This window comes from Staphylococcus sp. HMSC14D10, assembly GCF_001808125.1.
Lineage (GTDB): Bacteria > Bacillota > Bacilli > Staphylococcales > Staphylococcaceae > Staphylococcus > Staphylococcus haemolyticus.
Genome location: NZ_KV792266.1, coordinates 183,961 through 194,566, shown reverse-complemented (window position 1 = coordinate 194,566; position 10,606 = coordinate 183,961). Strand labels below are relative to the sequence as shown.

The following is a 10,606-nucleotide window of genomic DNA, read 5'->3' as shown; positions in this document are numbered from 1 at the left end:
ACGACGAATTTAAAAAGAATTCTGTCCCACTCCCTTTCTTTATTTATTTACATGTGGTTCTAAGTTATTTATCGAGTAAGGTTCATAGGGCATGGTGCCTGTTCTAGCGTAATGAACTAAGTCACTTATCATACGTTTGCTTAATTCGAACTCATTGTTTGAAAGTTTAATAGAGTGACCCTGTAGTATATCCATCTTACCGAACCAGAAGACTAAATCTAAAATATGATAAGCACTTGCAAAATGAACATGTTCAGGTCGAGCCCAATCAAAGCGTAACAACCAACGATAAGAATTATTACTCATTTGTTGAAGTAACGTGAATGTTGGCTGTTTAAAATATAATTCCGTCACGACATGTGCTTGTTGTTTTCCAGTTTGAACACGACTGAAATCGACGTGAATATGATTTAATTTCATGACATCAACGAAACGTTGAGGGCTCAGTTTTCGTGATTCATTTCGGATATAACAATCACCTTCATCTTTCGTATAGCTTAATACAATGGGTTTGTTGAATTCAGTTAGAGGCCTACACATCTTGCTATCTTTAATCGGTTGATATATCAATTCTAAGCCTTTAGATTTGCCACGTGCTTCCGCGTCATATGCCATTAATTGTAGAATTGCTTGATCATCTAAATCGTTTATACTTTTTCCGGAAAAGTGTTGTTGCATTAAATCATCAAAATGTTGTGCTTTCATCATGCCAGTTTTTGCTGAATCTAACTGCAATATGCCACTTAATAACATCACTTGATGATAATAGTGGTCAAGTTGTGGTTGCTGCATCAATGCTTGAATACTCATACTGCCTGCTGATTGACCCCATAATGTAACATTGTCAGGATCTCCACCAAAATACTTAATAAAATGTGCAACCCACTTTAATACCGCAATTTGATCAGACAGACCGTTATTTTTATCGTAGTGCGCGTTAAAGTAAGACCAATCTAGAAATCCCAATGCACCTAATCGATAGTTGAACGTAATCACAATGACATCATATTGCTCAACAATATGTTCTGGAGTATATAATTCTGCTGAACCATGACCATTTATAAAGCCACCACCATAAAAGTAAATGATTACAGGTTTCTTTGCTTTGCCAGTAGATTGACGCCAAATGTTTAAATGTAGGCAATCTTCATTAGGTTGAAATTTCTGTTTCGTAGTTGAAAAGAAAGTTTCTAATTTATTGAATGGTTGTGGAGGGATTGCTCTGAATTGTGTAGCATCAACCAATGTATCATAACTATAGATAGGACTAGCGTGTTTAAAACGACGATGTCCAATAGGGGGATATGCATAAGGAATGCCTAGAAATAAATCTAAATTCTTATGTGTCAAACCTTCGAAAGAACCATATTTCGTATTAATTATTACCATCAGATTATCACCCAACATTTATCAATTACTTTAACTATAGCATTATTTTATAAGTTGAAAGATATTGAATACTGTTCTATTCTAAAAAAACCTAAGTATGAACGTAGTCACACTTAGGTTTACAATATTAATCATTATGTTGTTGGATTGCTTCTTTTCTTTCAGGTTCCTGTTGTTCTGCTTCCAATGTATCTTCTTTCATTTGTTTATTAATCTTCTTAGCGCGTTTGTAATATACACTCTTGAAGTGGCTTGTAATACCAATTCTATAAAAGACAAGTGCTAAAACAATTATAACTAGGAAATCGTAAGGGTAGTGTATTAGGTTAATACCTTTAAACTCTTTACTACCGATAAATGACATACAAGCTAATAAGATTAAGTAGACAATAATCCACATACTTCCACCGATTTGTTTTTTAGTGTTTTTCCAATTCATTTTATATTCATAGAAGAAATAAATTGGTAATCCTAAAATAATAATCAATATAACTTCAGCTGTGGTTGGCCACATCGCCCAATAAATTGCTAATGAAGCAAGTACAAAAGATAATGGCGCCATTACTTTTAACATCGTGCCTCGGAATGGTCTGTGTAATTTAGGTCCCATTTCACGTAACGACATTACCGTAGTTGGTCCTGTTAAGTATGCGACTAATGTTGCTGTTGAAATAACAGCGGCTAATACACCCCAATCACGGAATAAGGTCACCATAACCATACTGATGATCGCATTAAATACGATGGCTACACGTGGAATATTATAAGTTGTATTAATTTTACCTAAGAACTTAGGAATATGACCATTACGTTCCATTGCATTTAATACACGACCAGTAATCGCAACAAATGATACGCCTGTACCAAATGGTGAAACAACCGCTTCGATGTATAGCAAAATAGCTAACCAGTTGATACCTAATAAGATTGCCATGTCTGCGAATGGTGAATTGAAGTTGATACCACTCCATCCATGCTCATGAATCATTGATTGTGGCATAGATGTAATAAATGTACTTTGTAGTATGATGTACAGAATTGCGCTCAACGTTAATGAAATTGCAATTCCACGTGCAATATTCTTTTCAGGATTTTTAATTTCAGATCCCATATTAATGATTGTTTGGAATGCATTAAATGAGAAGATGATTCCTGATGTTGTTGTTGCTGCAAAGATTGGTGCGCTACCGTACGGCATAAATTCGCCAATAGATGAACCGTAGTTACTAGTGTCGAAACCTGAAAGCATTAACATGATGATTGTTAGTAACGGTACACCTAATTTAAAGAACGAAATTAAACTAGTGAAAGACGTTAATAATTTAACTGACCAATAGTTTAATAAAGAAAAAATAATGATAATGACATAGACAGCGAATAATCCTGTCGTACTGATTGAACCATTATGCATTAATGCAGAAGTTGGTTTTGCCCAATCCCATGGCCATGAACTGATGTATTGTACAGCAGATACTGCTTCAATTGGAATGATAGTAACTAATGATACCCAGTTTGCCCATGCGGCAATAAATCCTAACAATGAACCGTGTGAGTATTGAGCATAGTTACTCATACCACCAGATTGCGGAAACATTGTTCCTATTTCGATATAGTTATAAGAAATCGTTCCTATAACTATAAACCCGATAATCCAAGATAAAATGGCTGCAGGACCAGCTGCAGAAGAAGCTTCCCATGCACCAAATAACCAACCTGAACCAATTAAACTTCCTAGTCCTAATAATACAAGTTGGACCAGATTGATCTTACCTTCGTTATTATTTTGTCCCATAAATACTCCTTTATGTTGTTTTAATATTCATCAAAAATGATACGTTATAATTATACGCTTATCATTTCATTAGTCAATTCATGATTTTGTAAATTTACAAATGATTGTGTAATTAATAGTTATTTATTGACTTAAATAATATAATGATTGTATTGTTATCAAACTAATGATATGAGGTGACTAAGGTGCCAGAGAAACAATCCGATAAACAGGTATTAGCTTTTTTAGAAAAAGAAAGTCAATGGAAGGAATCTTATCAATATTTAAGAAATTTAATATTTGATGAGTCAGAATTAGAAGAAGCATATAAATGGATGCATCCAACATATACCATTAATGATAAAAATGTTATAACGATTCATGGTTTTAAACATTATGTAGCGTTACTATTTCATAAAGGTGCAATTATAGAAGATAAATATGAAACGCTAATTCAACAAACAGAGCGAGTTCAAGCAGCAAGACAGATACGCTTTAAAACACTGGAAGAAATTAAAGAACGTCGAGATGAAATTTTATATTATATTAATGAAGCCATTGAAGTTGAAAAGGATGGCAAGAAAGTTGAAATGAAGAAGACAGAGGACTATGAAATACCTGAAGAATTACAGCAAGCATTCAATGATAATCCTAATTTAGAAGAGGCATTTTACAAATTAACGCCTGGTAGACAGCATCAATACATATATCACATTTCACAAGCTAAGCGTAGTCAAACAAGACAAAGCAGAGTTGAAAAATATATTGATCATATTCTTGATGGTAAAGGGATGCACGATAAATAGATTTAGAATGAAAGAAGCATTTAATCAACATCGCTAAAGATGAAGATTAAATGCTTTTTAAATGATGTTAACAATAGTTCAAATTAGATAGTCAATTAACCATTTAATTTAACTAAAATTTTAGCTTGAGATTTATCGTTTACTAATTGTTCGAATCCAGATTCAACAATGTTTTCTAATTCGATTTCATCTGTTACTACGCTCTTAACATCTAAACTACCGTTCGCAATTAAATCAATTGTTTGTTGGAATGTAGTAGGAGAGTATGCAATTGTAGAAGTTAATTGAACACCTGAGTTAGTTAATAACATTGGATCGAAATCTACTGCATGAGCAAAGATTGATACGATGACAACTGTACCTCTTGGACGCGTAACTTGTACAGATTGAGATAATGTTACACCAACACCAGCAACTTCAAATGTAACATCTACACCATTTTCTGTATGTTCGTTAATAAAGTCTACAGGATTTGTATTACCAGAGTTAACTACATGCGTAGCGCCGACTTCTTTAGCTTTAGCTAAACGTTCTTCAGATAAATCAAATACGAAGATTTTACTTGCACCAGCTGCTTTAGCTGCAACAATTGTTAATAAACCAATTGGGCCAGCACCAAATACTGCTACTGTATCACCAAATAATAATTTACCTTCTTTAACTGCTTGAACCGCAACTGCAGTAGGTTCTACTAAAGCACCTTCTTTATCAGATACACTTTCAGGTAATGCATATACATTTTCTTCTGGCGCATTTGTAAATTCGGCAAAGCCACCATCAGAGCCTAAACCGATAAATGAATAGCCATCATATAAATCAACGCTTTCATCTTTCTCGTGTTTAGATACAGTTGGGTTAACAACTACGCGGTCACCTTTTTTATATTTAGTAACGTCTTTACCAACTTCTTCAACAACACCAGCAAACTCATGTCCTAAAGTAACAGGTGCTTTTTGTCCAAGTAGTGGATCAGGTTTATCTGTAGAGATGAAGACTGGTCCTTCTAAGTATTCATGTAAATCAGTTCCGCAAATACCTGCCCATGAAACTTTTACTTTAACTTCATTGTCTTTTAATTGCTTAGGTTCACGATCTTCCACGCGAACATCTTTTTGACCATACCATACTGCTGCTTTCATTTTTACAACATCCCTTCAATAAATACTTATTACACCTATAGACTAATACTATTAATTTTGGAATGCAATTTTGAATTCAGCTTCAAATTATTTACTTAGAAAAGTTTGACAATTTGATGAATTTTATTGTGAGCAACTTTATTTTCGACAGTTTTTTAACTTGATCATGCTTGAAACAACTTTAAAAAAATGTAATTGTGAATTTTTTTAATCTTTTCATATAAGAAATGTTTCAAAAAATTATATAGGGTATATAGATATAAAAGATGGAAAAAACTTGAATTATATTGAAATTGAATTAATTAAAATTTTATGAAGCAAAGGCCATGAGGCTCTTGTTTAACTTATTACGTATTTGTTTAACAATGGGACTACTGGCCTTTTTGTTTTATGAGCTTTTTTATCTGGCAACAATAGGAAGGAGCAATATAATGACGCTAAGTATTAAGAACTTAACAAAAATTTACTCTGGCAATAAAAAAGCAGTAGATAATATTTCATTAGATATTGAATCTGGTGAATTTATTGCCTTTATTGGGACAAGCGGTAGCGGTAAAACGACAGCTTTACGAATGATTAACCGAATGATTGAAGCCACTGACGGCACAATTGAAATGAATGGGAAGAATGTTCGAAATATGAATCCAGTTGAATTACGTAGAAGTATTGGCTATGTTATTCAACAAATTGGATTGATGCCTCATATGACCATTAGAGAAAATATTGTCTTGGTACCAAAGTTGCTTAAATGGTCTAAAGAGAAGAAGGATGCTAAAGCAAAAGAATTAATCAAGTTAGTAGACTTACCTGAAGACTATTTAGATCGTTATCCATCTGAATTATCAGGTGGTCAACAACAACGTATTGGTGTCGTACGTGCATTAGCTGCAGAGCAAGATATCATCTTAATGGATGAACCTTTTGGTGCATTGGATCCAATTACGAGAGATACTTTACAGGATTTAGTTAAAGATCTTCAAAAGAAATTAGGGAAAACATTTATTTTCGTGACACATGATATGGACGAAGCGATAAAGCTCGCAGACCGTATTTGTATCATGTCTAAAGGGAAAGTTGTTCAATACGATACACCGGATAATATTCTTAGAAATCCTGCCAATGATTTTGTTAGAGAATTTATTGGACAGAATAGATTGATTCAAGATCGTCCGAATATGAGAACGGTTGAAGATGCGATGATTAAGCCTGTTACGGTAAATGCCAACGACACTCTTAATGATGCAGTCAATGTTATGCGACAAAGACGTGTTGACACAATATTTGTAGTCAACAATCATCATCATTTACTTGGATTCCTAGATATTGAAGATATTAACCAAGGGTTACGTCAACGTAAGGAATTAATTGATACAATGCAACGAGATGTTTACAAAGTCCATATTGATTCTAAATTACAAGACTCCGTACGTACGATATTAAAGAGAAATGTTAGAAACGTACCAGTCGTTGATAATGACAATGCACTTATAGGTCTAATTACACGTTCTAATCTTGTTGACATTGTCTATGACTCTATTTGGGGTGAAGAAGATGATGAGATGACATTGTCTGATTCGCACATGAATGATGTCGAACGTGAAAATGAGTTAGGTAACATTGAAAAAAATGAACATGCCGAAGACCGTCATAATGACGCTACATCGAAACAAAAAGATGTTACAGATAGATTAGACACACATGATGTGAAGGATTCTGACCATTCGGGAGTTGATCGTTAATGCGCCAATTTTTCCAAGAATATGGAAGCCAACTCGTATCGAAAACGATAGAACACTTTTACATATCAATTATCGCGTTATTAATTGCGATTGTAGTTGCGGTTCCGTTAGGCATTTTATTATCTAAGACGAAACGTATTGCAAATGTAGTGTTAACGATAGCGGGTGTGCTTCAAACAATTCCGACGTTAGCAGTATTAGCCATTATGATTCCAATCTTTGGTGTAGGTAAGACGCCAGCAATTGTCGCATTGTTCATTTATGTATTGTTACCAATTTTAAACAATACAGTTCTAGGGGTACAAAATATTGATAAGAATATCATCCAAGCTGGAACAAGTATGGGTATGACTAAGATGCAGTTAATGAAAGATGTCGAATTGCCATTAGCCTTACCACTTATAATTAGTGGTATACGTTTATCAAGTGTATACGTAATCAGCTGGGCTACATTAGCTAGTTACGTTGGCGCTGGTGGACTCGGTGATTTAGTCTTTAACGGATTAAATTTATATCAGCCACCAATGATTATTAGTGCTGCAATTCTTGTAACGTGTCTGGCTTTACTTGTCGATTTCATACTTTCTTTAATTGAAAAGTGGGCCGTGCCTAAAGGGCTTAAAGTATCTAGATAAATACAAAGGGAGGATTTTAAAATTATGAAAAAGTTAAAACTTACTTTCATACTTCTTGCAATGTCTCTCATCGTATTATCTGGATGTAGTTTACCAGGTTTAGGCGATGGTGACGGTAAAGATAGTGTGAAGATTACTGCCACAGAAACTAGTGAAACAAAAATTATGGCAAATATTGAAAAACTAATGATAGAACATTATACAAATGGCAAAATAAAACCTACTATTGTTGGTAATTTAGGTTCCAGTATTATTCAACATAATGCATTACAACGTGGAGATGTGAATATGTCAGCAGTAAGATATACTGGAACAGAATTGACGAGTGTACTTGATGCACCACCAACAAAAGATACTAAAAAAGCAATGTCAGAGTCACAAAGATTATTTAAAGAAAAATATAATCAGAAATATTATGACTCATTTGGGTTTGAAAATACGTATGCATTCATGGTTACTAAAGAAGTAGCTGAGAAATATCATTTAGAAAAAGTTTCCGACTTAAAAAAATATAAAGATGAATTACGTTTAGGCATGGATACACAATGGATGAACCGTGCTGGTGATGGATATCCAGCTTTCCAAAAAGAATATGGGTTTAAATTTGCGAGTGCACGCCCAATGCAAATTGGTTTGGTGTACGATGCTTTAAAAAATAAAAAATTAGATGTTGCTGTTGGTTATTCAACCGATGGACGTATTGCTGCTTACGATTTGAAAATCTTAAAAGATGATCGTAAATTCTTCCCACCATATGATGGAAGTCCATTAGCAACTGAAAAACTAATCAAAGATCACCCTGAAATTGACAAAGCATTGAAAAAATTACAGGGACAAATTAGTACTAAAGAAATGCAGAAATTAAATTATGAAGCGGATGGAAAAGGTAAAGAACCTGCCGTTATTGCAGAGGAATATTTGAAGAAACATAATTATTTTGAAGATGACAGTAAGAAAGGTGGTCAAAAATAATGAAAGGTAACTTGTTAAGCTCACTTTATGAATACTATACCTTGAACTTTGGCTATCTGATGGAACTCTTTTTCAAACATTTATTAATGTCTATTTATGGCGTGTTATTCGCTTGTATTATTGGCATTCCGATAGGGATTTTAATTTCAAGATATACAAAGTTATCATGGCCTATTATTACTATCGCGAATATTATCCAGACAGTTCCAGCAATCGCGATGTTAGCAATACTTATGCTAGCACTTGGGTTAGGGCCTAATACTGTAGTGTTTGCAGTATTCTTATATGCGTTACTTCCAATTATTAAGAATACGTACACTGGCATTACAGAAGTAGACTACAATATTAAAGATGCAGGCAAGGGTATGGGAATGACTAAGAATCAAGTCATGCGTATGATTGAATTGCCATTGTCATTATCAGTGATTATTGGTGGTATTCGTATTGCTCTAGTTGTAGCGATTGGTATCGTGGCAATTGGCTCATTTATTGGAGCTTCTACACTAGGAGATATTATTATACGAGGTACAAACTCTACTGATGGTACGGTTTATATACTTGCTGGTGCCATTCCAATTGCGTTAATTGCGATTATTATAGATTTAGGATTACGTTTATTAGAAAAGAAACTCGATCCAACGAATAATAGTAAGAAACGAGACAATAAAGTTCAAAGTATTAATTAATGGTTACAAATGAAAAAGAACCTGAGCACAACATTGTGTTCAGGTTCTTTTTAAAATGTTTAGAATAAAATTGAAGCTAATGGTGGAACAATGGCAACGATAATTACGCCAACGATAACAACGGCGATACTACCCATTGACTCTTCAGTTTCACCAAGTTCTTTGGCTGCAGCTACGCCAAGTGTGTGTCCACTTGTACCAAGGGCTAAACCACGAGCGATTGGATTTGAAATTTTAAACCACTTAACAATTTTAGTACCTAATGCAGAAATAACAACGGCATTTAGAATAACGGCTAATGACGTTAACTCTTTGACGCCACCAATACCTTGTGATACTGGAAGGGCGATCGCAGTTGTAGCAGCTTGTGGTAGCATTGAAGCACCAATTTGATCGCCTAATTGGAATACAATAGCTACTAAGTAAATTAAGATAAGTGCGATTAACGTTCCAATTGCGATACCCCCAAAAATTTGTAGCCAATATTTTTTAAGTACATCACGTTTTTTATATAAAGGGATGGCGAAACTAATTGTTGCTGGCTCTAAGAAGAAGTTAATAATGTCTCCACCTATTTTGTAATTTTCATAACTAATACCTGTTACTTTTAAAAATACGATCCCCGCAACCATTGCTACGAAAAGTGGTGCTAGTAAGAAGAAACCGTTCGTTTTTTTATAGAAATATTGTGCAATGACAAATGGTATTAATGAGACTAATATACCAAAATACGGTGTTGTAATTCCTAAATGATCTACCATTAGTTACCCTCCCCAAGTTTAGTTTGTTCATTTTGCTCTTTAGATGGGAATAATGTTTTTGTTACGAATAATTGTGAAACAAATCCTACACAGATAAGTAGTAATAACGTTGAAATAATAATTAATAGCAATATTAAAATAGGATGTTGGCTTAATATTGGTAAAGAATTGATAACCGAAATTCCGGCCGGTACGAATAAGAAACTAATATTATTCGTTAATGCTGTGCCGACACCTTCAACTTGACCTAATTTGACCACACCAGTGCATAATAGGATGAATAGTAATACGAGTCCTATTACTGACGCTGGCATAGGAAATGGTATGAAACTTTCAATAATTTTAGATATAAATAGTACGATAGCAATCGTTAATGCTTGCTGAAAGAAATTATACGTTTTTGCTAACTTATGATTTCCTTTATGAGCATTACTTTGTGATTGTTCATTTGCCATATTTTAACGCTCCCTTTCTCTTTCCCTTACAGATAGAATATTATGAAAACGTTTACTATTGTGAGTTTTGGCAGTGACTTACAAAAATTAGGACGTGAGTTGCAATATATTCAAGTTGAAAATCAAATAGTCAAAATAATAACAAATGATAAGACATTTATTTATAAAATAAAAAAGTATTTAACCTTATTTGGCGTATCAAATATTGATGTTTACCATAGATTAAATACTTATTAAGATGATTAATATGTTT

At 33.8% G+C, this 10,606-nt stretch carries 10 protein-coding genes; 5 read left to right on the top strand and 5 right to left on the bottom strand.

Annotation, left to right across the window (positions count from 1 at the left end; all coding sequences use genetic code 11):
- Positions 1 to 39 precede the first annotated feature (39 nt).
- A complete protein-coding gene (locus HMPREF3134_RS10140) occupies positions 40 to 1,389 on the bottom strand; it encodes a carboxylesterase family protein (protein WP_033079727.1) in 1,350 nt (449 codons plus the stop codon).
- 127 nt (positions 1,390 to 1,516) lie between these two features.
- Positions 1,517 to 3,181, bottom strand: a complete 1,665-nt coding sequence (locus tag HMPREF3134_RS10135; protein ID WP_011274928.1) for an APC family permease — start codon at positions 3,179 to 3,181, stop codon at positions 1,517 to 1,519.
- Positions 3,182 to 3,366: 185 nt separating this feature from the next.
- Between HMPREF3134_RS10135 and HMPREF3134_RS10130 the strand changes: the two genes are divergently transcribed.
- Positions 3,367 to 3,966, top strand: coding sequence for a YdeI/OmpD-associated family protein (locus tag HMPREF3134_RS10130; RefSeq protein ID WP_011274929.1), 600 nt, complete (start codon positions 3,367 to 3,369; stop codon positions 3,964 to 3,966).
- A gap of 95 nt (positions 3,967 to 4,061) precedes the next feature.
- On the opposite strand, the gene HMPREF3134_RS10125 is transcribed toward HMPREF3134_RS10130, so the two are convergent.
- Positions 4,062 to 5,105: a 2,3-butanediol dehydrogenase gene (locus HMPREF3134_RS10125; protein WP_011274930.1), complete on the bottom strand. Its 1,044-nt coding sequence runs from the start codon at positions 5,103 to 5,105 to the stop codon at positions 4,062 to 4,064.
- A 431-nt stretch (positions 5,106 to 5,536) separates the two neighbouring features.
- Here HMPREF3134_RS10125 and HMPREF3134_RS10120 point away from each other — a divergent pair, with 431 nt between their 5' ends.
- Genes HMPREF3134_RS10120 through HMPREF3134_RS10105 form a run of 4 tightly spaced genes read left to right on the top strand, consistent with a single transcriptional unit; the run spans position 5,537 to position 9,137 of the window.
- On the top strand, positions 5,537 to 6,844 hold the full coding sequence (locus tag HMPREF3134_RS10120) for a betaine/proline/choline family ABC transporter ATP-binding protein (RefSeq protein WP_016930761.1): 1,308 nt from the start codon (positions 5,537 to 5,539) through the stop codon (positions 6,842 to 6,844).
- Positions 6,844 to 7,479: an ABC transporter permease gene (locus tag HMPREF3134_RS10115; protein WP_011274932.1), complete on the top strand. Its 636-nt coding sequence runs from the start codon at positions 6,844 to 6,846 to the stop codon at positions 7,477 to 7,479. The genes HMPREF3134_RS10120 and HMPREF3134_RS10115 overlap by 1 nt, the downstream gene beginning before the upstream one ends.
- A 24-nt stretch (positions 7,480 to 7,503) precedes the next feature.
- A complete protein-coding gene (locus HMPREF3134_RS10110; protein WP_011274933.1) occupies positions 7,504 to 8,451 on the top strand; it encodes an osmoprotectant ABC transporter substrate-binding protein in 948 nt (315 codons plus the stop codon).
- Positions 8,451 to 9,137, top strand: a complete 687-nt coding sequence (locus tag HMPREF3134_RS10105) for an ABC transporter permease (RefSeq protein WP_011274934.1) — start codon at positions 8,451 to 8,453, stop codon at positions 9,135 to 9,137. Before HMPREF3134_RS10110 ends, HMPREF3134_RS10105 begins: the two co-directional genes overlap by 1 nt.
- 59 nt (positions 9,138 to 9,196) lie before the next feature.
- Here HMPREF3134_RS10105 and lrgB read toward each other — a convergent pair whose 3' ends face one another.
- Both lrgB and lrgA read right to left on the bottom strand, forming a co-directional pair.
- Positions 9,197 to 9,898 (bottom strand): antiholin-like protein LrgB, encoded by a 702-nt coding sequence (lrgB, locus tag HMPREF3134_RS10100; RefSeq protein WP_011274935.1) that lies wholly within the window; start codon positions 9,896 to 9,898, stop codon positions 9,197 to 9,199.
- Entirely contained in the window at positions 9,898 to 10,353 is a 456-nt protein-coding gene (gene lrgA / locus HMPREF3134_RS10095; protein WP_011274936.1) for an antiholin-like murein hydrolase modulator LrgA, read from the bottom strand. The genes lrgB and lrgA overlap by 1 nt, the downstream gene beginning before the upstream one ends.
- Positions 10,354 to 10,606: the final 253 nt, after the last annotated feature.

Bases quoted from the DNA above. Each gene is read 5' to 3' on its own strand.
- HMPREF3134_RS10140 (WP_033079727.1), bottom strand. From the start codon at position 1,389: ATGGTAATAATTAATACGAAATATGGTTCTTTCGAAGGTTTGACACAT.
- HMPREF3134_RS10135 (WP_011274928.1), bottom strand. From the start codon at position 3,181: ATGGGACAAAATAATAACGAAGGTAAGATCAATCTGGTCCAACTTGTA.
- HMPREF3134_RS10125 (WP_011274930.1), bottom strand. From the start codon at position 5,105: ATGAAAGCAGCAGTATGGTATGGTCAAAAAGATGTTCGCGTGGAAGAT.
- HMPREF3134_RS10120 (WP_016930761.1), top strand. From the start codon at position 5,537: ATGACGCTAAGTATTAAGAACTTAACAAAAATTTACTCTGGCAATAAA.
- HMPREF3134_RS10115 (WP_011274932.1), top strand. From the start codon at position 6,844: ATGCGCCAATTTTTCCAAGAATATGGAAGCCAACTCGTATCGAAAACG.
- HMPREF3134_RS10110 (WP_011274933.1), top strand. From the start codon at position 7,504: ATGAAAAAGTTAAAACTTACTTTCATACTTCTTGCAATGTCTCTCATC.
- HMPREF3134_RS10105 (WP_011274934.1), top strand. From the start codon at position 8,451: ATGAAAGGTAACTTGTTAAGCTCACTTTATGAATACTATACCTTGAAC.
- lrgB (WP_011274935.1), bottom strand. From the start codon at position 9,898: ATGGTAGATCATTTAGGAATTACAACACCGTATTTTGGTATATTAGTC.
- lrgA (WP_011274936.1), bottom strand. From the start codon at position 10,353: ATGGCAAATGAACAATCACAAAGTAATGCTCATAAAGGAAATCATAAG.